Origin of the sequence: Bacillus sp. B19-2 (assembly GCF_022832475.1) — a bacterium.
Classification (GTDB): Bacteria; Bacillota; Bacilli; order Bacillales; family Bacillaceae; genus Bacillus; species Bacillus paralicheniformis.
In genome coordinates, this window is sequence record NZ_JALHKQ010000002.1 from 258,737 (window position 1) to 279,637 (window position 20,901).

The 20,901-nt window shown below is 47.3% G+C and carries 21 protein-coding genes; 14 read left to right on the forward strand and 7 right to left on the reverse strand.

All coding sequences use genetic code 11. The features are described 5' to 3' along the window. Positions 1-176 precede the first annotated feature (176 nt). From MST20_RS08485 to MST20_RS08505, 5 genes are all read left to right on the forward strand, one after another. On the forward strand, positions 177-1,583 hold the full coding sequence (locus MST20_RS08485; RefSeq protein WP_243941523.1) for a cytochrome ubiquinol oxidase subunit I: 1,407 nt from the start codon (positions 177-179) through the stop codon (positions 1,581-1,583). Then, positions 1,570-2,586, forward strand: coding sequence for a cytochrome d ubiquinol oxidase subunit II (gene cydB, locus MST20_RS08490; protein WP_231005483.1), 1,017 nt, complete (start codon positions 1,570-1,572; stop codon positions 2,584-2,586). The genes MST20_RS08485 and cydB overlap by 14 nt, the downstream gene beginning before the upstream one ends. Next, positions 2,586-4,310: a thiol reductant ABC exporter subunit CydD gene (cydD, locus tag MST20_RS08495; protein ID WP_243941525.1), complete on the forward strand. Its 1,725-nt coding sequence runs from the start codon at positions 2,586-2,588 to the stop codon at positions 4,308-4,310. Before cydB ends, cydD begins: the two co-directional genes overlap by 1 nt. After that, entirely contained in the window at positions 4,307-6,058 is a 1,752-nt protein-coding gene (gene cydC / locus MST20_RS08500; protein ID WP_243941527.1) for a thiol reductant ABC exporter subunit CydC, read from the forward strand. Before cydD ends, cydC begins: the two co-directional genes overlap by 4 nt. 163 nt (positions 6,059-6,221) lie before the next feature. Beyond that, positions 6,222-7,073, forward strand: coding sequence for an NAD(P)H-hydrate dehydratase (locus MST20_RS08505; RefSeq protein ID WP_243941529.1), 852 nt, complete (start codon positions 6,222-6,224; stop codon positions 7,071-7,073). Positions 7,074-7,110: 37 nt separating this feature from the next. On the opposite strand, the gene MST20_RS08510 is transcribed toward MST20_RS08505, so the two are convergent. From MST20_RS08510 to katA, 4 genes are all read right to left on the reverse strand, one after another. Further along, positions 7,111-8,136, reverse strand: a complete 1,026-nt coding sequence (locus MST20_RS08510) for a pectate lyase family protein (protein ID WP_243941531.1) — start codon at positions 8,134-8,136, stop codon at positions 7,111-7,113. 332 nt (positions 8,137-8,468) lie between these two features. Continuing rightward, positions 8,469-9,422, reverse strand: a complete 954-nt coding sequence (hemH, locus tag MST20_RS08515; RefSeq protein WP_243941533.1) for a ferrochelatase — start codon at positions 9,420-9,422, stop codon at positions 8,469-8,471. Between the two features lie 6 nt (positions 9,423-9,428). Beyond that, positions 9,429-9,845: a Fur family transcriptional regulator gene (locus MST20_RS08520; RefSeq protein ID WP_347880860.1), complete on the reverse strand. Its 417-nt coding sequence runs from the start codon at positions 9,843-9,845 to the stop codon at positions 9,429-9,431. 116 nt (positions 9,846-9,961) lie between these two features. After that, the gene (katA, locus tag MST20_RS08525; RefSeq protein WP_243941537.1) at positions 9,962-11,419 is read right to left on the reverse strand and encodes a catalase KatA; all 1,458 of its coding nucleotides are present in this window, start codon (positions 11,417-11,419) and stop codon (positions 9,962-9,964) included. Between the two features lie 185 nt (positions 11,420-11,604). Here katA and MST20_RS08530 point away from each other — a divergent pair, with 185 nt between their 5' ends. Both MST20_RS08530 and MST20_RS08535 read left to right on the forward strand, forming a co-directional pair. Next, the gene (locus tag MST20_RS08530; protein WP_243941539.1) at positions 11,605-13,203 is read left to right on the forward strand and encodes a catalase; all 1,599 of its coding nucleotides are present in this window, start codon (positions 11,605-11,607) and stop codon (positions 13,201-13,203) included. Positions 13,204-13,507: 304 nt separating this feature from the next. Beyond that, positions 13,508-13,939: an enoyl-CoA hydratase gene (locus MST20_RS08535; protein WP_243941541.1), complete on the forward strand. Its 432-nt coding sequence runs from the start codon at positions 13,508-13,510 to the stop codon at positions 13,937-13,939. Between the two features lie 18 nt (positions 13,940-13,957). Here MST20_RS08535 and MST20_RS08540 read toward each other — a convergent pair whose 3' ends face one another. Then, a complete protein-coding gene (locus tag MST20_RS08540; RefSeq protein WP_243941543.1) occupies positions 13,958-15,169 on the reverse strand; it encodes an MFS transporter in 1,212 nt (403 codons plus the stop codon). A 153-nt stretch (positions 15,170-15,322) separates the two neighbouring features. Here MST20_RS08540 and sigY point away from each other — a divergent pair, with 153 nt between their 5' ends. The 7 genes from sigY to MST20_RS08575 all read left to right on the forward strand — a co-directional run bounded on the left by sigY (position 15,323) and on the right by MST20_RS08575 (position 19,603). Then, positions 15,323-15,856, forward strand: a complete 534-nt coding sequence (gene sigY / locus MST20_RS08545) for an RNA polymerase sigma factor SigY (protein ID WP_165428397.1) — start codon at positions 15,323-15,325, stop codon at positions 15,854-15,856. Further along, a complete protein-coding gene (locus MST20_RS08550) occupies positions 15,853-16,176 on the forward strand; it encodes a YxlC family protein (protein WP_243941545.1) in 324 nt (107 codons plus the stop codon). The genes sigY and MST20_RS08550 overlap by 4 nt, the downstream gene beginning before the upstream one ends. Beyond that, entirely contained in the window at positions 16,177-16,395 is a 219-nt protein-coding gene (locus MST20_RS08555) for a transcriptional regulator (protein ID WP_279599974.1), read from the forward strand. It abuts the gene before it with no gap. Further along, complete coding sequence (locus MST20_RS08560; protein ID WP_243941547.1) at positions 16,392-16,604, forward strand: PLD nuclease N-terminal domain-containing protein; 213 nt, start codon at positions 16,392-16,394, stop codon at positions 16,602-16,604. Before MST20_RS08555 ends, MST20_RS08560 begins: the two co-directional genes overlap by 4 nt. Next, positions 16,604-17,491 (forward strand): ABC transporter ATP-binding protein, encoded by an 888-nt coding sequence (locus MST20_RS08565; protein WP_243941549.1) that lies wholly within the window; start codon positions 16,604-16,606, stop codon positions 17,489-17,491. The genes MST20_RS08560 and MST20_RS08565 overlap by 1 nt, the downstream gene beginning before the upstream one ends. Beyond that, positions 17,488-18,264 carry an ABC transporter permease gene (locus MST20_RS08570; protein WP_243941551.1) on the forward strand — a complete coding sequence of 259 codons (777 nt, stop codon included), beginning with the start codon at positions 17,488-17,490 and terminating at the stop codon, positions 18,262-18,264. Before MST20_RS08565 ends, MST20_RS08570 begins: the two co-directional genes overlap by 4 nt. Positions 18,265-18,373: 109 nt before the next feature. Further along, complete coding sequence (locus tag MST20_RS08575; RefSeq protein ID WP_065644406.1) at positions 18,374-19,603, forward strand: multidrug effflux MFS transporter; 1,230 nt, start codon at positions 18,374-18,376, stop codon at positions 19,601-19,603. 41 nt (positions 19,604-19,644) lie between these two features. Here MST20_RS08575 and bslB (MST20_RS08580) read toward each other — a convergent pair whose 3' ends face one another. Both bslB (MST20_RS08580) and bslB (MST20_RS08585) read right to left on the reverse strand, forming a co-directional pair. After that, positions 19,645-20,118 (reverse strand): biofilm surface layer hydrophobin BslB, encoded by a 474-nt coding sequence (gene bslB / locus MST20_RS08580; protein WP_075751643.1) that lies wholly within the window; start codon positions 20,116-20,118, stop codon positions 19,645-19,647. Positions 20,119-20,344: 226 nt separating this feature from the next. Next, positions 20,345-20,896, reverse strand: coding sequence for a biofilm surface layer hydrophobin BslB (bslB, locus tag MST20_RS08585; RefSeq protein ID WP_243941553.1), 552 nt, complete (start codon positions 20,894-20,896; stop codon positions 20,345-20,347). Positions 20,897-20,901: the final 5 nt, after the last annotated feature.

Here is a 20,901-nt window from a genome sequence, read left to right on the forward strand (position 1 = left end):
ATTCGCGGTAAAGTACAGGTATAAATAACCATCCGGATAATAACAGAACATCAATGTGGGCTGAGGTCACCCTTTTGTCTGTGATCATATTCATAAAATCCATGTGAAACTTTGAGCAAGGGTGATGCCCATTCGGCAACGGGTCCGGCTAGAACAAAGAGGAGGAGACTGGAACAGTGGACGAACTCATTTTGGCAAGATTTCAATTTGCTTCAACAACGATCTTTCACTTTATTTTTGTGCCGATGTCAATCGGGCTTGTCTTTATGGTTGCTTTAATGGAAACTCTTTATGTCGTAAAGAAAAAAGATATTTACAGAACGATGGCTAAATTTTGGGGGCACTTATTTTTAATTAATTTTGCAGTCGGTGTGGTCACCGGGATTTTACAGGAATTTCAGTTCGGAATGAACTGGTCGGAGTACTCCCGCTTTGTCGGTGATGTATTCGGCGCTCCGCTCGCGGTGGAAGCGCTGCTCGCTTTCTTTATGGAATCGACGTTTATCGGTTTGTGGATATTCGGCTGGGACCGGCTTCCGAAGAAGATCCATTTGCTGTCCATCTGGCTTGTTTCGCTTGGAACGATCATGTCGGCGTTTTGGATTTTAGCGGCCAACTCGTTTATGCAGGAGCCTGTCGGATTCGCGATTAAAAACGGCCGCGCGGAAATGACCGATTTCTTTGCGATTATTAAAAACCCGCAGCTATGGGTTGAATTTCCGCACGTCATTTTCGGTGCGCTTGCCACCGGGGCGTTTTTCATTGCCGGTGTCAGCGCGTATAAAATGCTGAAAAAACAGGAAGTGCTCTTTTTTAAAAAATCCTTTCAAATCGCGATGATTGTGGCGCTTGTTTCCGGCATCGGCGTAGCGTTCAGCGGACATGAGCAGGCTCAGCATCTGATGAAGAGCCAGCCGATGAAAATGGCTGCCAGCGAAGCGCTTTGGGATGACAGCGGCGATCCGGCAGCTTGGACGGTGCTTGCGAACATTGACGCGGACAAGCAGGAAAACAAATCAGAGCTCAGCATCCCGTATGCGCTCAGCTATTTGGCTTATAAACAATTCAGCGGCGATGTGCCAGGAATGAAGACGCTGCAAAAGCAATATGAAGAAAAATACGGAGAAGGAAATTATATTCCGCCGGTGAAAACGACGTTTTGGAGTTTCAGAATCATGGCCGGTTCAGGACTTTTAATGATCGTTGCCGCTTTGACTGGCCTCTATCTCAGCTTCCGCAAAAGACTTGAAACAAGCAAATGGTTTTTGCGGACGATGGTAGCTTTGATCGCCTTTCCATTCATTGCAAATACGGCGGGGTGGATCATGACTGAAATCGGACGCCAGCCGTGGACGGTGTTCGGTATTTTGACAACGGCGCAGTCCGTGTCGCCGAACGTATCAGCGGGAATGCTGCTGTTCTCCGTCATCGCGTTTACAGCGATTTATCTTGTACTGGCGCTCGTTCTTGTCTACTTGTTTGTGCGGGAGATTAAAAAAGGGGCTGCACACCATGACCACCATCATGATGATTCCGTATCGACAGACCCGTTTGATCAGGAGGTTTACCATGGTATCTCTTAATGAACTTTGGTTTATATTAGTCGCTGTGCTGTTCATCGGTTTTTTCTTTCTTGAAGGCTTTGATTTCGGCGTCGGAATGGCGACCCGGTTTCTCGGACGCAACGAGCTTGAACGGAGGGTGATGATCAATACGATCGGCCCTTTCTGGGATGCCAATGAAGTCTGGCTGCTGACTGGAGGAGGCGCGATTTTCGCGGCTTTTCCGAACTGGTATGCCACGATGTTCAGCGGATATTACATTCCGTTTGTCTTTGTTCTTCTTGCATTGATCGGCCGCGGGGTCGCGTTTGAATTTAGAGGAAAAGTCGAAACCGCAAAATGGAAGAAAACATGGGATTGGGTCGTATTTTTCGGCAGCATCCTGCCCCCGTTTTTGTTCGGTGTTTTATTTACCAGCATCTTGCGCGGCATGCCGATCGATGCCGATATGAATCTGCACGCCGGTTTTACTGATTATGTGAACGTTTATTCCGTAACAGGGGGAGTCACCGTTACGCTTCTCTGCCTGCTGCACGGTCTGATCTTTATTACGTTGAGAACGGAAGACGACTTGCGCGACCGGGCAAGACAGCTGGCCAAAAAAGTCGTATTCGCCGTTTTGGCGGCGCTTGTTGCCTTTGTTGCTTTATCCATTTTTGAAACGGACTTGTTCACGGGCAGGGGACATGTGACGATACCGCTTGCGGCTTTGATTGTCGTTTGCTATGTGCTGTCGATCGTATTTATGAAACAAAAACGCGACGGCTGGACATTTGCTATGACAGGGGCAGGGATCGCCCTCACAGTGGCGACGATTTTCACTGCGCTGTTCCCGCGCGTCATGATCAGCTCGGTCAAAAGCGCATATGATTTAACGGTTTATAATGCTTCATCAGGAGACTATTCTTTAAAAGTGATGACGATCGTCGCGCTGTCACTGCTTCCTTTCGTGCTGGGCTATCAGATCTGGAGCTACTATGTTTTTCGAAAACGGGTCAGCAGTAAGGAGCCAATGATTTATTAATGGGAAAAGATCTTTTGCAATATAAAGGAATGAAGCGAATTCTTGCAGCACTCACCGTACTGACATGCATGCAAGGCGCAGCTATTATCATGCAGGCCGAATGGCTTGCTGAAGCGGTGACCCGCCTTTTTAACGGCGAGCGGGTCGGTTCGCTTGTTCCGCTGATCATCTTATTTACCGCCGCTTTTTTATTCCGCCACGCCGTGACCCTTGTCAGGCAAAGGCTGATTTTTGATTATGCCGCCAAGACGGGGGCGGACCTAAGGAAAAAGTTTTTGGAGAAACTTTTTCAATCCGGCCCCAGACTGGCGAGAAAAGAAGGAACAGGTCACGTCGTCACACTCGCGATGGAAGGAATTGCGCAGTTTCGCCGCTATTTGGAGCTGTTTTTGCCGAAAATGATCAGCATGGCCGTTATACCGCCGGCGGTTGTCTGTTATGTCTTTTTTAAAGACACTTCCTCCGCTGCAGTCTTAATGATTACGATGCCGATTTTAATCGCATTTATGATCCTGCTCGGTTATGCGGCAAAAAGAAAAGCTGACAGCCAGTGGAAGACGTATGAGATGCTTTCAAATCATTTTACTGATTCCTTGCGCGGCCTGGAAACATTGAAAGTGCTGGGCATGAGCCGTTCACATACGAAGAATATTTTTCATGTGAGCGAACGGTACAGGAAGGCGACGATGGGCACGCTTAAAATTGCCTTTCTGTCTTCGTTTGCACTTGATTTTTTCACCATGCTGTCCGTGGCAACCGTAGCCGTTTTTCTCGGTCTCGGTCTTGTTGACGGCACCATCATGCTGGAGCCGGCGCTTGCCATTCTGATTCTTGCGCCTGAGTTTTTTCTCCCTGTCCGGGAAGTGGGCAATGACTATCATGCTACATTGAACGGCCGGGAAGCCGGTAAAGCGATCAAGGCGATATTGGAGTCGCCCGGTTTCAAGGATGAGGAGCCTTTGGATCTTGAGCGATGGTCAGACGACGATCAAATCGAGTTCAAGCATGTAGAGGTGCAGCATGATGAGGAGGAAAACTCCTCTTTATCCGGCATTTCTCTATCGTTTAAAGGAAAGAAAAAAATCGGAATCATCGGGGAAAGCGGGGCCGGAAAATCTACGCTTATCGATGTGCTCGGCGGTTTCTTGGAAACGAAAAGCGGCGTGATCAAAGTCGGGGGAAAAGAGAGGACGCATTTGCAGACGGATAGCTGGCAAAATCAGTTCCTGTATATTCCGCAGCATCCCTATATCTTTCCGGATACGCTCGGAGCCAATATCCGTTTTTATCATCCCGGCGCTTCTGACGAAGAAGTTGAACAGGCAGCAAGAGCCGCCGGGCTGACGGAGCTGATTGATCAGCTTCAGTCCGGCTTAGAGGAGCGGATCGGTGAAGGCGGGAGGGCATTAAGCGGCGGACAGGCGCAGCGCACAGCCGTTGCCCGGGCTTTCCTGGGCAACCGTCCGATTCTTCTTTTAGATGAGCCGACCGCTCACTTGGATATCGAAACAGAATACGAGTTGAAAAAAACGATGCTGAAACTGTTTGAAGACAAGCTGGTTTTTTTGGCAACCCATCGTCTTCACTGGATGCTTGATATGGATGAAATCATCGTGCTGAAGGATGGGCAGGTGGCTGAAACCGGTACACATCAAGAACTGATTGAAAAGCGGGGCGTTTATTACGAGCTCGTGCAGGCGCAGTCGTTTGGAGGTGCATCATGAACAATGAAGACGGGTGGATTCTGCCCTATATCAAGAAAAATATAAGGCTTTTGATCATTGTCGTGTTGCTTGGCGGGATGACGACATGCTCGGCTGCAGCTCTCATGTTTACCTCCGGTTATTTAATATCCAAAGCGGCTACGCGTCCGGAAAATGTTTTGATGATCTATGTCCCGATCGTAGCGGTCCGCACCTTCGGGATTCTGCGCTCGGTGTCGCGCTATGTTGAGCGGTTGACCGGACACCATATCATCTTGAAAATTTTATCCGATATGCGCGTCAGGCTTTACAGGATGCTGGAACCTCAAGCTTTAAAATGGCGTGAACGCTTCCGGACGGGGGATATGCTCGGCATGTTGGCCGACGATGTTGAGCATTTGCAGGACATGTATTTGAGAACGGTATTTCCCGGGCTGTCGGCGCTTCTTTTATATGGCGTATTCATCACTGCTATCGGCTTTTTTTCTTGGCCTTTTGCAGGGCTGATCGCGATCTATGCAGCGGTTTTCGTGTTTCTTGTTCCGCTTGTTTCCCTGCTTGTGACAAGGGCGAAAAATGTTGCGCTGAAAAGAGGACGAAGCCTCTTGTACCGTCAGCTGACAGACGCGGTCATGGGCGTGGGCGACTGGGTTTTCAGCGGCCGGCAAAACGACTTCGTGCATGCGTATGAAGCGGCAGAACAGGAATGGCTGGCGATCGAAAGGAAACGGATGCGCTTCAGTCGTTGGAGGGACTTTGCCATGCAATGCCTGGCGGCAGGGCTTGTTCTTCTGATGTTAATATGGGCGGGCGGACAAAGCGCGGAAGGCGCCTTGGCTCCTGTGTTTATTGCGGCGTTTGTCCTTGTTGTGTTTCCTTTGACAGAAGCTTTCTTTCCGCTTTCAGACGCAGCGGCGTCAATCCCTGAGTATCAGGATTCTTTAGAAAGAATGGACGGGCTTGAGCCGGCGAAAAGGGAAGAAATTGGAGCCGCTGTTCAGCAGGAACGGGCGGAGGCCGTAGGTTTGGACGATGTCACGCTTCGCTTTGAAGATGTTTCTTTTTCTTATGAAGAAGGCCATCCGGTGTTGGACGGTGTTTCATTTATATTAAAGCAGGGGGAAAAGACCGCTTTGCTCGGGCCGAGCGGCGCTGGTAAATCGACGATCTTGTCGTTGATACAAGGGGCGCTCGCTCCTTCTAAAGGAAACATTACATTGAACGGCATTTCTGCGCAGTCGCTTCAAGGAGAAATCTCACGCGCAGTCTCCGTTTTTAATCAGCAGCCGCATCTGTTTGATACGACAGTTTTGAATAATATCAGGCTCGGGAACCCTGAAGCGAGCGATGAGGACGTGTATTGGGCGGCGCGCCAGGTGAAGCTTCACGATTATATTCAGTCTCTTCCTGAAGGATATCATACATCTGTTCAGGAAACGGGCATTCGTTTTTCAGGCGGAGAACGTCAGCGGATTGCATTGGCGCGGATTCTGCTGCAGAATGCGCCAATCGTTGTATTGGATGAACCGACCATAGGTCTTGATCCTAAAACAGAGAAAGAGCTTCTATCAACGATGTTTCAAGTGCTTGATGGAAAGACGGTTCTATGGATTACACACCATTTGGCAGGAGCCGAAGCGGCCGACCGGATTCTGTTTTTAGACAAAGGGAAGCTTGCAATGGCAGGGAGCCATCAGCAGCTTTTGGAAAACAATCCGCGCTATTCAAGGCTTTATCGTCTGGATGCGCCTGTTGGCCGGCTTTCTTAGTAGAAAACCGCAAAAGACAGCTTCAAGCCGCGAAGCTGTCTTTTTTATATGGCCCGCTCATCAACTGCTTTTATTTTGCATGTTAAAGTTCGGTGAAGGGTATGATTCAGTTAGTATTTAATTAAACGTTTGTTTAAACTTTGTATTGAAAGGTGTGATCCGGATGTCTGCAGAACAATTGCCGATATGGACGAAAGACTGCGTGAAGGGCTCATTGCCGAAAAGGGGGAATGGAAGTCATAAAGGAACTTATGGAACCGGCCTTTTGCTCGCGGGAAGCGATGACATGCCGGGAGCGGCTCTCCTTGCAGGAATCGGAGCGATGAGGAGCGGTCTTGGAAAGCTTGTCATCGGAACGTGCGGAAGTGCCATTCCGTTGATCGTCCCCGTTCTCCCTGAAGCGACGTATTGGCGGGACGGCTTAGAAAAGGCGGCGTCCGGCGAGATTACCGAACCTTACCGGGCGATTGCGATCGGGCCGGGGCTGCCGTCTTCGCAAGTGACTGAGCAAGCGGTCCGGAACGTATTGGAAAAAGGCTGCCCGGTTGTCCTTGATGCGGGTGCTCTTGCAAAACGATCGTACCAAGAAAGGGAAGCGCCGGTGATATTAACGCCGCATCCGGGCGAATTTTCGAGAATGACAGGCTTGTCCATTCAAGAAATTGAGGCGAATCGGGCCGGTTATGCTCGAGATTATGCAGAGGAACACGGTGTGACTCTTGTCTTGAAAGGCCATGAAACGATCATTGCTTTCCCGGACGGCGAGTGCTGGAGGAATGTAACGGGAAACGGGGCGCTGGCAAAGGGGGGAACCGGAGATACGTTAACCGGGATGCTTCTCGGGATGCTGTGCTGTCATGAGAATCCGAGAGAAGCGGTGCTGAATGCTGTCCACTTGCACGGTGCATGTGCGGACGCATGGACAAAGACCAGATCGGCTCATACGCTTCTCGCGCATGAACTTTCTGATCTGCTGCCTACGGTTTGGAAAGCGTATGTGGATGGAAATGAGTGAAACGCTCGGAATGCCTCCGAACGTTTCTCCTCAAAGTTTATGGATTGACTTTGCCGACTCCGGCATTTTGCTTGACGATTGATTTTACATTGTCGACATTGTCGAGTGAGTAGCTGTATGGCGGATTATAGGTTGTAGTAGAGGTAGTCGGCATGCTGCCCCTAGAGTTTACAAATTTGTTGTTGGATACATGCCAATAGCCCGGTGAACTGCTGTACCAAGAGACAATCGGATCTTTGGCGTTTTCAAAGAGATTGTTCTCAATTTTGATGCGCGCGCCCATCCTTGAATTAATACCGCTTTCAATGATGTTGCTGTAATAGTTGTTGTAAATGTGCCCCTCTCCGAAACGGAATGACGGCACACGCGAATTCAGATTCTCAAACCAGTTATGGTGGAATGTAATCGTCCGGTTGTAATTGTCGCTGTCCGATGAGCCCATCAGCATGGATTTCCACCCATCGTGGACATAGTTCCAAGAGAATGTAATATATTCCGCATCTCTTTTGACGTCAAATAATCCGTCATAGTAATCTTTGTCAACGTTCAGGCTGTGGTAAAGCTCATTATGATCAACCCAAATGTTTTTAGAAGGGCCTTCAATGCCGATCGCGTCTTTATCGCCTGAGGCGACCTCGTGAATTTTCAAGTTGCGGATGATGATGTTGTTGGCGCGCCATATTTTGATGCCGATACCTTTGAGTTCGCCTTTGGTCCCTGACCCGACAATCGATACGTTTGACACGTCTTTGACGTCAATCTTTGATGCGGATGTATTTGAAGTTGTAATGGTGCCGTTGACATAAATTTTTAAAGGCGTATTTGCATTCTTATTTTTTAATGCCGCAATCAGCTGATCTCCCGTTGTGACGGTTACCGTCTGACCGCCTTCTCCGCCCGTTGTTCCGCCGTTTAGTGTCGCGAAACCTTTTAAGCTGAAATCGGCAAGCGGATTGACTTTGCCCGAGCTTAACGAAGAAGCTGCTTCTGCCGAAACCGCCGCTGTCAAAGACCCGATAACCCCTAATACAAAGATAAAGATGATGCTGATTAATTTCTTCATATGAATTCCTCCTCTTCTTTTTTCATGCCGCCGTTGTATAGGAAGCGCTTACAATTACGGCGGATACCGAGTGATGGACACTGGCTATCCCTCCCTTTTATTGGAATCAGAGAGAGCATAGCACATGTTTCTCAATGATCTGAATAATCATGATGTGAGTTGGAATTGCGCATAATCTGGTGATTATGCCAAATGACACGAATCTGAGAATAAGCGTATTTAGATAAAGGTCTTTCATCATAATGGTGCAAAAAAAAGAATCTATGGAAATGAAAATCCACAGATTCTGATTCTAAATCATGTTTCTTCAGTTTTTCATTTTTCGGAGCGATCTACAGCTCTGCTTTCTCCTGTTCTGTGCTGTTGTATGTTCGCTCCACGACTGCGGCAAGCGTATCGATAAACCGCGGATCGGTGTTCGGCATAGGCGGACGGTGGTAGCTTGCGCCAAGCTCGTCCGTAACCGCTTTGCACTCATAGTCGTTGTCATACAGAACTTCCAAGTGGTCAGACACAAAGCCGACCGGTGCGTAAATAAATGACCGGAAGCCTTCCTGATACAGTTCCTTTGTTAAGTCTTGGACGTCCGGGCCGAGCCACGGATCGGGCGTGTTGCCCTCACTTTGCCAGCCTACGGCGATCTGATCAAATGAGAGCCGTTCTCCGATTAGTTGGGCCGTTTTCTCGAGCTGATCCGGGTATGGATCGCCATGCTGCTTGATTTTTTCCGGCAGGCTGTGTGCTGAGCAGACAACAACCGCTTTTTTCCGTTCTGTTTCAGACATGCCGTTTAAAATGCTGCCGATTTCTTCAGACCAATAGCGAATAAAGCCTTCTTCCTGATACCATTCGTCAATCGATGCGATCGGGGGGCCGCCGATTGCTGCTGCGGCCTGTTTGGCGCGCCGATTGTATACTTCGGTGCTGAAGGTGGAGTAGTGGGGAGCTAAGACGACGGAAACGGCCGCTTCAATTTGGTCTTTTTTCATTTGTTCAACCGCATCCTCGATAAACGGAGAGATGTGTTTTAAGCCGAGATACATCACATATTCGACTTCATCTTGGCGCTCGTTCAACGTTTTTTCCAACTCTTTTGCCTGAGCGAGCGTAATTTTCGCGAGCGGAGAGATCCCGCCGATATGCTTGTAGCGTTTTTTCAAGTCTTCAATCATATCATCGGACGGCCGTTTTCCATGACGGATATGTGTGTAATACGGAATGATATCTTCTTCCTGATAAGGGGTTCCGTATGCCATGATTAACAAGCCGACTTTTTTTCGGTTCATATGTCTTCACCTCTGCTGCTGTTTTTGGCATGTTGTACAGATTCCGTAAATTCCTAAATAATGCGAGTTCACTTTAAAGTTCGTCAATTGAGCTGCTGCATGCTCAATCTCTTTGAGGTGAGGATAGTCCAGATCAGCGATCTTCCCGCACGATTTACAGATGACATGATAGTGCTCTGATGTAAACAGTTCATATTTGCTTTTTGCGTCTCCGTGGGACAGCTCTTTTAAAATGCCGAGCTTCACAAATAATTTCAAGTTGCTGTAGATAGTCGGAAGACTCATGTACGGCAATTCCCGGTGAATGTCTTCCGCCGATGGATGGCCGCCCAAAGAGACAATCGTTTTTAAAATCAGGATGCGCTGGGCCGTTATTCGTAAACCCCGTTTCTTTAATAAAGGGACGAGCTGTTCGTCTTCCACACGTAACATCCCCTGTCGTTCTTTGATTAAGGGCAGGCACCCGCATGTTAAAGAAGACGGGTGCCTGTACCTGAGAAAATGAGAATAAAAGTGAGAATGATTGAAATGAATGAGCCTCAGACTTCCTGTGGAACGGACAAGCCCAATCCTTGGGCAACTCGTGTGCCGTATTCCGGATCTGCTTTATAGAAATGCTGAATTTGACGAAGCTTAATTTCGTCTTTTGTCACCGGCTTCATCGAACCTACGATATTGCTGACAAGACGGGTCCGCTCTTCTTCACTCAAGAGGCGGTAAAGATCGCCGGCCTGTGTATAGTGGTCGTTATGGTCGTAAGCCGTGCTGTCCGCCGAACCTGACACCGGATAAGCCGTTGTTTTGTTTTCCGGAGATTCCTGAGGGCCTCCGAAGCTGTTCGGTTCATAATAGACAGAGCCGCCGCCGTTTGAATCAAAGCGCATTTGTCCGTCTCTTTGATAATTATGGACCTCCGCTTTCGGACGGTTGATCGGCAGACTGTTATGGTTTGCGCCGACGCGGTAGCGGTGCGCATCCGCATATGCGAACAGGCGTCCCTGAAGCATTTTGTCGGGAGACGGTTCAATGCCGGGCACTAATGTTCCAGGGGAGAATGTCGCTTGTTCAACCTCTGCGAAATAGTTTTCCGGATTCCGGTTTAGAACCATGCGGCCGACTTCAATCAGCGGATAATCTTTTTGCGACCATACTTTTGTAACATCGAACGGATCAAAACGGTACGTATCCGCATCCTCCAGCGGCATGATTTGAACGTATAGCTTCCATGCCGGGAAGTCTCCTTTTTCAATGGCCTCATACAAGTCCTGCGTATGATAATCGGGATTTTCACCCGCAATCTTTGTCCCCACTTCTTCGGTCAGGTTTTTAATGCCTTGTTCTGTTTTGAAGTGGTATTTGATCCAGACACCTTCTCCTTCGGCATTCACCCATTTGAATGTGTGGGACCCGAAACCGTGCATATGCCGGTAAGTGGCGGGAATGCCTCTGTCAGACATCAGGATGGTCACCTGGTGCAGGGATTCAGGAGACAATGACCAAAAATCCCATACGGCATCCGGGTTTTTCAAATGTGTGACTGGATGGCGTTTTTGTGTATGAATGAAGTCAGGGAATTTAATCGCATCGCGAATAAAGAAAACCGGTGTGTTGTTTCCGACGAGATCATAGTTCCCTTCCTCTGTATAAAATTTAACAGCGAAACCGCGCGGGTCGCGGACGGAATCGGCTGAACCGTTTTCGCCTGCAACAGTTGAAAAACGGACGAATAACGGCGTGCGCTTTCCAACTTCTGATAAAAATTTGGCTTTTGTATATTTGGAAACGTCATTTGTGACTTCAAAGTAACCGTGCGCACCGGCGCCTTTTGCGTGTACAACCCGTTCAGGTACACGCTCTCTGTTGAAGTGGGCGAGCTTTTCGAGCAAGTGGACGTCCTGAATCAGTGTCGGTCCGCGAGAACCAGCTGTCATTGAGTTTTGGTTGTCTCCAACGGGAGCGCCCCAGCTGGTAGTTAGGTTGTTTTTATTTGTCGTCATCAAAGGATCACCTCGCGTAAATTTTAATTACAAAACAATGATAACATTTCTCAAGAAAAAAACAATATTTATTTATAATTATTATAAATAAAAATTCATTATCGTTGATTTAATATATTGTAACTTGAATAACTTCCTGAACTTGGGATAAATTATTGTTAATTCCAAATAAAGGAGGTAAAGGGATGGATCAGCGTTCAAACGAGCAGAAATCTGACATGGAGACGGATGATACGTTAACAAACCGGCAGGGCCACCCGATCACAAACAATCAAAATGTCAGAACCGTGGGCAACCGGGGGCCTTCTACATTGGAGAACTATGATTTCTTGGAGAAGATCAGCCACTTTGACAGGGAGAGGGTTCCCGAGCGGGTCGTCCATGCCAGGGGAGCCGGAGCACACGGCTATTTTGAAGCTTATGGGACAGCAGGCGACCAGTCGGTCTCAAAGTATACGAGAGCAAAACTGTTTCAGGAAAAAGGCAAGAGAACCCCGGTGTTTGTCCGTTTTTCGACGGTGACCCACGGGATATCTTCACCGGAAACGCTTCGCGATCCCCGCGGATTTGCCGTTAAGTTCTACACGGAAGACGGGAACTGGGATCTGGTCGGAAACAACTTGAAGATCTTCTTTATCCGCGATGCGGTGAAGTTTCCTGATTTAATCCATGCATTTAAGCCGGACCCGGTTACGAATCTGCAGGATGGCGAAAGAATCTTTGACTTCATTTCCAACACACCTGAAGCGATGCACATGATCACATTCTTGTTTTCGCCTTGGGGCATTCCGGCAAACTACCGGCAGATGCAGGGGTCCGGGGTCAACACGTACAAATGGGTGAATCAAGATGGAGAAGCCGTCCTTGTGAAATATCACTGGGAACCGAAGCAGGGCATAAAAAATTTGACGCAAAAAGAGGCGGAAGAGATTCAGGCGAAGAACTTCAATCACGCCACACAGGATTTATATGAAGCGATTGAGCGGGGAGACTATCCCGAGTGGGAGTTGTTCGTTCAAATCATGAGCGATGATGAGCATCCTGAACTCGATTTTGATCCGCTTGACGATACGAAGCTATGGCCTGAGGAGCAATTTCCTTGGCTTCCTGTCGGCAAAATGGTATTAAACAAAAATCCGGAAGACTACTTTACAGAAGTCGAACAAGCGGCATTTGGAACAGGGGTTCTTGTCGACGGACTTGATTTTTCCGATGACAAAATGCTTCAGGGACGTACGTTTTCCTACTCGGATACACAGCGATACAGAGTAGGGGCCAACTATCTGCAGCTGCCGATCAATGCGCCGAAAAAAAGGGTGGCAACCAATCAGCGGGGCGGCCAGATGCAGTACAAGGTCGATTTAGGCAAAAATCAAAGCCCGCACATCAACTATGAACCTTCAACCATTAACGGGCTGAAAGAAGCCAAGCAGGATGGCAAAGAATATACCCCGCATGTCGAAGGAAATCTGGTGCGCGAAAGTATCGACAGGCAGAATAATTTCAAGCAGGCCGGGGACACGTACAGGCATTTCGAAGATTGGGAAAAGGACGAGCTGATTACGAATCTGGTCAATACACTTGCCCCCTGCGATCAAAGAATTCAAACGAAAATGATCGATATGTTGAAGCAATGCGACAAAGAATATGGAAGCAGGGTCGAGGAAGGATTAAAAAACGCTTCCAGCCAAAATACATCCAGCCGGGAGCCGATCGGGGCAGAAGGCGCCGAAGATGCGCCGAGACAGGCGGAAGAAAAAGGGCATAGTGAAGATCCTTATTAAAAGATCTTCATTGTCTATTCAAATTGATATTAAGATATGGATGCGCTTCAGCGTATCCTTTTTATTTTGGAATAGAGACAATCGCTTCAGTCGTGGAGGGAAAAGAAGAATACAAAGAGAGGCTTAGGGTGTTCGCTCTAATTTGTCGAGAAAATAACGAGCAAAAGAAGTTTATCCCTGCTTACACCCTTTAACTAATATTTTCCTATATTCAACAAATGTACAAATTCACAGCAAAGAAGCAAACGGAAAATATGGTAAAATTAAACATGTGTAAAAAGTTGAAAAAAAGGGAGGAGTTTTCATGTTGAAAAAGTTGGCAGTTGTCATTTTCATGTTGGGAATCATGCTTTGCGGCGCCGGCGGAACGTCTGTTTTGGCATACGGAAAGTCAATTTCTCAGGAATCGATTCATCCCTACAGCACGGCATATACAGATGTCAAGGTGGTTGGCAAAACAGTCCGCTTTTATATTAAAGGATTGGAGAGTCCGTTTAATCAGACTTATTATGAAAGAGTCGCATGGACAAGCACTGATGAGGAGCCTGATACATTAAAGGACAACATTTTATCTGTGAAAATACCGGCGAAAACGGGAAGCAGGTATGAGGCAAATTCAAGCGAAAGGCTTGAGCTGGTCAGAGAAAAGGTCAATTCAGGCGATATGGTTTACGGATGGGCAAAAGCGCAGAATGGCAATTGGTATCCTGCCGGTTCTGCTAAAATATCTTATTGAGCAAGCAAAAAGCAGGCATCATCCCCGCCTGCTTTTTGTACGTATCGAAAACTGCTTTGAAACGAGCATCACTCCTGCCCCTGCCAATGACAAAGCCCCGGCAAACCAAAACACCTCCCGCAGCCCGAACAGTTCAGCCGTTTTTCCCGCCACAACCGGTCCGAGAAAAAAACCGAGCGCATAAAAAGATTGATAGAAACCCATCACAGACATTTTGAGCTGAGGCGTACCAAGCTGGACGACCTTGCTGACCAAAAGCGGAAAAATAAACCCCAATGTCAGTCCTGTCACGGCGTGGATCACACACACTGCGAAAAGGGTCTCGGCGAACGGCAGCAAGGAAAAGAAAACAGCCGTTATCACATAAGATATCCATATCAGTGCATCGGCGGCCTTGAATTTGTAAAAGATACACCACACGGAAGTCAGCGTTTGCGGAATAAAAAAAGCGCACATGATCCAAATCAGCTGCTTCTCATCGATGCCGACCGATTCCACGTAAATCGGCGTGAACCCGAACACAGTCATAAATAGCACGGCGTGGGCTAAAAACGATAATGTTGTAATCACTTTTAAATCAGGAAGGCGCAACGTCTGTTTAACATAGTCTGACAAAGCCATCCCCTTGGCCGTATGGCGGGGCCCGTTATCTTTAATGTAAAATGACAGAATCAGACCGATGCACGAAACGGCAACACCGATCCAAAACGGAAACATCCAGCCGAACAAATGGACGAGGTATCCGCTGACAGCCATGCTGACAAATTGGGGGAGAACCGTTAAAAACTGCAGAATGCCCATCGCTTTTGACGATTGATCTTTTGTGAAATACTGCGAGTATAAAACGGTTGCCATCACCCACATCGCCGCAGTCATACCGGCGAGCAGTCTGGCCGTGATCACCATGATGAACGAATCGAACAACAGAAATATGCAGCAACTCAACAGAGACATTGCAAAGCCGCTGATCAACAGCTGTTTTCTAAGCGGCGAAAGAACATCTGACAGGATGCCGAACGGAAACCGCAGTAATATTTGGGTGACGCCGTAGCTTCCGAGTACGATTCCTATCGCTGAATATGAAAATCCGATGTTATCTAAATATAATCCGAAAACAGGGACATAGATGTATGTAGCAAACCAGAAACAAAAGACGGCACCCCAAAAGATGATATGATCTTTCTTTAAAATTTGTTTTTTTTCATAGACAATTTGTTTTTGCAGTTCCATCCCTTTTTACTCTCACCCCTTTAAATTCAAGTACATCATAAACCCCTGTCGGAAAACAAGACGATTTTTTATCTTCTTGAAATACAATTGAACGGTTTGCTTGCAGCCGTCGTCTTAGATACAGAGACAAAAAGAAAGGGGGTTGGCGTTTTAGTGGATCAAGCAGATGAAAAAGAACTGATCATACAGGCAAAAGACGGGGAAGATGCGGCTTTTACGAAACTGTTTCAGCTTCATTACCCCTTTGTATATCAATATGTTCTGAAATTAACGCTGAACCCTGATCTCACAGAGGACTTGGTCCAGGAAACGATGCTGAAAGCGTATGTCAGCCTCCATCAATTTCAGGGCAACGCGAAATTTTCAACATGGCTGATTTCAATTGCTTCCCGGCTGTTTATCGACCATCAGCGCCGGAAAAAACGCGAAAACCGCAAAACGCAAGCAGCAGGGGAGGAAGCCTTGCGAAAAATGAAATGGAAGTCCGCCCTTCACGGCCACGAATGGAGCGAATACTTGGAGCTGTTTGCTGCTCTTGAGCCTGAGTTCAGAATGCCAATCTTGTTAAGACACTATTACGGGTTTACTTACCCTGAAGTGGCAAACATGCTGAAAATAAAAGAAGGTACCGTCAAATCGCGGGTGCATCATGGATTAAAGAAAATCCGAAAGGAGTGGGGACAGTGAATGAACGAGATGAAAAAGAAACGGTTACACATTTGAAACGCGAACTCGAAAGAATGGATGATACTTTTGTGCCGCCGGTTCCTCAAGTACTTGAACTGAATCAGCGCTTAGCGCGGTTTAAGCAAGAACGCAAGCGGGCGCTCAAAAAGGAATTGCTTTGTTTTATCGTCATGGCGCTGGTGATTTTATCGGCTTACTTGACGATTTCCGTTCAAGTACCGGCTGTTTTTATTATGGTGCAGGGAGCGGCGCTTATATTGCTGCCAGCGCTCGCCCTATTAGAAAAAAGGCGGCGTACGGCTGACGGGGAGGCTGATTAAATGAATCTTGATATGACTCAGGAAAAACTGCTGCTGCTGCTTTACATTTCACCGCTTTTATTTGCGCAGAGTATCTTTCTATTTCTTCATGCGAAGAAAAAGGGAGCCAATGCGTGGTTTTGGGGCATATGGGGCTTGATCCAAACACCGATGCCTTTATTATTCTATTATTTATTTGTTGTAAGGCCGTTTCATAAGAAAAGGAGGCCGTCATCATGACTGAAGCAGATATACCTTGGGCACTGCTCGCTCCTTTCATTGTGCTGTATTTCATTTTAGCGGTGTCCGCATTGGTCAGTTGCATGAAACAGGAGAAAACGAATGGCCCAAAGTGGATGTGGATTTTGATCATTTTCGGGATCAGTTTTGTCGGCCCCGTCTCTTACTTTATCATCGGTAAAAAAACATATGAAAGGAGGCGGGTGTGATGCTGTCCGTCAATGGCTTAACAAAAATGTATCAGCAGCACCAAGCTGTCCGAAATGTCAGCTTTGACCTTGAGCATCAGCAATGCGTTGCCCTTCTCGGGCCGAACGGGGCGGGAAAAACGACGACATTGCAAATGCTTTCCGGTTTATTGGCGCCTACATCAGGAGGCATCCGCTTTTTGGGGAGGGAATCGATAAACAGGCTGGAAATTGGATATTTGCCTCAGCATCCTGCGTTTTTTTCATGGATGACAGCTTTGGAATATATGGTGTTCGCTGCAAGACTTTCTAAAATGAAACGTCGTGAAGCCCTGGAAAAGAGTCGAACCGCTTTGCGCTATGTCGGTCTGGAAAAGGAAGAAGACCGGAAAATCAGCGGTTTTTCAGGAGGGATGAAGCAAAGGCTCGGGCTTGCGCAGGCCTTGGTTCATGAGCCGAGCCTGTTGATGTTGGATGAACCTGTTTCCGCGCTCGATCCGGCGGGGCGTCGTGAAGTCCTTGATATGATGAAAGATTTAAAAAAGAAGATGACAATTCTATTTTCGACTCATGTGCTGCATGATGCCGAAGAGGTGTGCGATCAAGTGATCATGCTGAAAGAAGGGGCTGTCAAATGGTCTGGTCCGCTTCACAGATTGAAGAACCGGCATTTCAAGCCATCTTATATCCTGGCAGCTGAAGAGAGCCTTGAAGGATGGCTGGAACACCTGCCTTATGTCAGCAAAGTCGTGTATCATAAGCCTTCACAAGCTGAATTTTATTTAACAGATCGGTCTGACAGCCGCCGACTGTTGGCTGAATGCTTGAGCAGACAAGTATCGATTGTTCGTTTTGAACAAAAAACGATGTCGTTGGAAGATATGTATTTGAAGGTGATGGGGCTATGAATTCATTTTTTATGTTATTTCAAAAAGAATGGACGGAAAGCTGGAGGGACGGAAAGCTGCTTTGGCTGCCTGTCATTCTGATTCTTCTGGGCTTGATTCAGCCGCTCAGCCTGTATTATATGCCCCAAATTCTCGATATGGCCGGCAATTTGCCTGAGGGAGCCGTGATCGATATACCAAGGCCGGGAGGTGAAGAGGTAATGGCGAGCACCTTGTCCCAGTTCGGCACGGTCGGTACGGCAATTTTCGTTTTGAGTGTGATGGGCAGCATTGTCCACGAACGAAACCAAGGATCCCTTTCATTGGTGATGGCGAGACCTGTCAGCCCGCTGCAGTATATCGGCAGCAAGTGGCTTCAGCAGGTGCTGCTCGTATTGGTTTCGTTTGCTGTGAGCTACGGTTTGGCTTTTTATTATACAAACCTTCTATTCGGAAAGGTTGAATTTGACCGATTTTTATTTAGTTTATTCGTTTACAGTATATGGATTGTATTTGTCATGTCGGTCACGATGTTTTTCAGCGCTCTGTTTCGCCATATCGGGGGGATTGCCGGCATGAGCATCAGTTTCATCGCCTTTGTTTCACTGGCGGGTTCCTTATTTCCCCGTTTTACCGAATGGATGCCAGATAAGGCGAAAAGCCAGGCTGGCTATTTTATCATGCACGGTTCATGGGACCAAGCTTTCGGCTGGATGGTGTTTTCGTCTTCGGGAATTGTGCTTCTTTTGTTTATGTCCACCGTTTTTGTTTTTAAAAGATATGAATCTTACTAATCAGCCGGGCTCGCCCGGTTTTTCTAATTGTCATCTACATAACTTAAGGTATACAATACACTGGTAGGTTCTGAGGGCGGTATGTAAGAATATAAAAAGGAGTGATCCAATGGGTGCGTTTAACAGCCAGGCAGATCTTGCGGCTCAGTCGAAAGCTAAGCCGAACAGGGTATGGATCGCTGTCATATTGGGTATTTTATCGGGAATCGGTCCGGTTGTGATCGATTTATATTTGCCCGGTCTTCCGCAGATGGCATCTGATTTACATACGAATGCTTCCGTCGTTCAGCTCAGTTTAACATCGTGTTTACTGGGGCTGGCAATCGGCCAAATTGTCATCGGTCCTTTCAGCGATGTCCTTGGAAGAAGGCTCCCGCTGATCGTTTCGCTGTCCGTTTTTGCCGCGGCCTCTTTTTTATGTGCTATGACATCCTCTGTATGGGTCTTGATTGCGATGCGCTTTATTCAAGGTGCAGCCGGTGCAGGCGGCATCGTCATATCACGCGCGATTGCCCGTGATCTATATTCCGGTACAGAATTGACAAAGTTCTTTTCGCTTTTGATGCTGGTTAACGGGATTGCGCCTATCATATCCCCGGTAGCGGGCGGACAGCTGATGAAATGGACGACTTGGAACGGCGTATTTTTCATCATCGGCCTTTTTGGCTTGCTGATGATTTTGTCCGTAATATTCGGGGTGAAAGAGTCGCTGTCACCGGAAAACCGCACGGCAGGCGGGTTTAAAGAGACGTTTGTATCATTTGGCAGGCTCTTCGGCCAGCGCACATTTATGGGATACGCCTTGGCGCAAGGGCTGATCGTAGCTGGGATGTTCGGCTATATATCGGCCTCTCCGTTTGTTTTGCAGGACATTTACAAATTGTCGGCGCAAGCCTTTAGTTTTTGTTTCGCATTAAACGGCTTGGGCATCATTATCGCAGCTCAGATTACGGGCAGGCTTGCCGGCCGGTTCGGCGAAGCGTCCCTTTTGCGGAGCGGTTTACTGCTGTCTTTTACCGCAAGCGTTGTTTTATTTGTTTCAGTCTTTTTCAAAGCGCCGCTGATTCTGATTTTAATCCCGCTGTTTGTCGTGGTTTCCTGCATCGGAATCGTGACGACGACCAGCGGATCTTTGGCGATGCAGAGCCAGGGAAAATCGGCCGGAAGCGCATCTGCGCTTTTAGGACTGCTTCCGTTTATTTTAGGAGCTGCCGCGGCACCGCTCGTCGGTATTGGCGGAAGCCATACAGCTTTACCGATGGCAGTCGTCATTCTGTTTTGCAATATCAGCGCGCTCGCTTGTTTTAACATGCTGGTTCGGCGGGCAGCGCTTAAATGAAAAAAAGCCTGCCGGTTCTTTTGCCGGCAGGCTGAAATGTTTTAGCGTGGCAGGATATCAACTGTAGCTTCAGCGTGGTTGTAGTTTCGTCCGAACTTTTGCAGCTCCGCGGTGACTCTGTGAGTTCCTGCGTTTGGAAGTGTTTTCCGAACCATGACCAGTTTGAACGCAGAAGAGCTGAAAGCGTAAACCGGCACTCTGACGGTTTGCCCGTCATTTAAAATTTGTGTATAGTTCAGTGTTCTGCCGTTCAGCGAATCTCTTGTGTTCGCATGGAAGCGGTATGGAAAGTTAAATTCAACATAGCTTGAACCGACAAAAGAGTTCGGTTTGTAGGTGACTTCAATGTCTGAGGTTGTCCACTCTTTGTTGCTATCAACCGTTTCGACATGAAGCGTCGGAGCGTTTCTGAAAAAAGTGGCGCTCGCTTCCTCGGTCGGAAGAATGAAAGAAAACAATGCTGCTGAAGTTAATAGCCCGACTCCCATTTTTCCGATAAATTTACGTTTCAACATGTACTTCCCCCTCCTAATGAATGTTTTAAAAAAAGATGAAAAAGGAAAAAATAAGTCCGTAATCTACTATATTCCTTTTCCTGCCCCATCAATCTATCACTATTTACCAATCAAGTAAATATCTTTCGAAGAAAATTCTAAAAACTTTTAAAAAATGCATGATATGTAAAGAGAAATACAGCAGAACGGCTGCCAGCAAATTGATGCCGGCAGGCCGAACATTGTTTTAACGAGGAACAATCTCCAAAGTTGTTTCAGCATGGTTGATGTTTTTTCCATTTTGCTGCAGTTCAGCAGTAATTCTGTGAGTGCCTGCATTTGGAAGCGTTTTCCGAACCATGACCAGTTTGAACTCAGAAGAGCTTAAAGCATAGACAGGGACACGGACCGTTTGTCCGTCATTTAAAATTTGTGTATAGTCAAGCGTTTTTCCATTTAGTGTATCTCTTGTGCTTGCATGAAAGCGGTATGGAAAATGAAATTCAACATAGCTTGAACCGACAAAAGTGTTGGGTTTATAAGTGATTTCAATGTCAGAAGTTGACCACTCTTTATTGCTGTTAATCGTTTTTGCCTCAAGGACAGGCTTCTGAGTCGGGTTATCCGGTTGCGGCTTAGGCGACGGCTTGAATGGCGGCGGACAAAAGATCGGTCCTCTAAAATGATTTGTTTTCACCTCTTGGGCATTTGCCCCTTGGGTAGGAATGACAAATGAAAACAATGCTGCAGAAGCTAATAGACCAACACTGATTTTGCGAATGAATTTTCGTTTAAGCATCGATA

What these genes read in the sequence shown, in the direction of transcription:
- cydB (WP_231005483.1), top strand. Translation starts at nt 1,570, where the DNA reads ATGGTATCTCTTAATGAACTTTGGTTTATATTAGTCGCTGTGCTGTTC.
- cydD (WP_243941525.1), top strand. Translation starts at nt 2,586, where the DNA reads ATGGGAAAAGATCTTTTGCAATATAAAGGAATGAAGCGAATTCTTGCA.
- cydC (WP_243941527.1), top strand. Translation starts at nt 4,307, where the DNA reads ATGAACAATGAAGACGGGTGGATTCTGCCCTATATCAAGAAAAATATA.
- MST20_RS08505 (WP_243941529.1), top strand. Translation starts at nt 6,222, where the DNA reads ATGTCTGCAGAACAATTGCCGATATGGACGAAAGACTGCGTGAAGGGC.
- MST20_RS08510 (WP_243941531.1), bottom strand. Translation starts at nt 8,136, where the DNA reads ATGAAGAAATTAATCAGCATCATCTTTATCTTTGTATTAGGGGTTATC.
- hemH (WP_243941533.1), bottom strand. Translation starts at nt 9,422, where the DNA reads ATGAACCGAAAAAAAGTCGGCTTGTTAATCATGGCATACGGAACCCCT.
- katA (WP_243941537.1), bottom strand. Translation starts at nt 11,419, where the DNA reads ATGACGACAAATAAAAACAACCTAACTACCAGCTGGGGCGCTCCCGTT.
- MST20_RS08530 (WP_243941539.1), top strand. Translation starts at nt 11,605, where the DNA reads ATGGATCAGCGTTCAAACGAGCAGAAATCTGACATGGAGACGGATGAT.
- MST20_RS08535 (WP_243941541.1), top strand. Translation starts at nt 13,508, where the DNA reads ATGTTGAAAAAGTTGGCAGTTGTCATTTTCATGTTGGGAATCATGCTT.
- MST20_RS08540 (WP_243941543.1), bottom strand. Translation starts at nt 15,169, where the DNA reads ATGGAACTGCAAAAACAAATTGTCTATGAAAAAAAACAAATTTTAAAG.
- MST20_RS08555 (WP_279599974.1), top strand. Translation starts at nt 16,177, where the DNA reads ATGAATCTTGATATGACTCAGGAAAAACTGCTGCTGCTGCTTTACATT.
- MST20_RS08560 (WP_243941547.1), top strand. Translation starts at nt 16,392, where the DNA reads ATGACTGAAGCAGATATACCTTGGGCACTGCTCGCTCCTTTCATTGTG.
- MST20_RS08565 (WP_243941549.1), top strand. Translation starts at nt 16,604, where the DNA reads ATGCTGTCCGTCAATGGCTTAACAAAAATGTATCAGCAGCACCAAGCT.
- MST20_RS08570 (WP_243941551.1), top strand. Translation starts at nt 17,488, where the DNA reads ATGAATTCATTTTTTATGTTATTTCAAAAAGAATGGACGGAAAGCTGG.
- MST20_RS08575 (WP_065644406.1), top strand. Translation starts at nt 18,374, where the DNA reads ATGGGTGCGTTTAACAGCCAGGCAGATCTTGCGGCTCAGTCGAAAGCT.
- bslB (WP_075751643.1), bottom strand. Translation starts at nt 20,118, where the DNA reads ATGTTGAAACGTAAATTTATCGGAAAAATGGGAGTCGGGCTATTAACT.
- bslB (WP_243941553.1), bottom strand. Translation starts at nt 20,896, where the DNA reads ATGCTTAAACGAAAATTCATTCGCAAAATCAGTGTTGGTCTATTAGCT.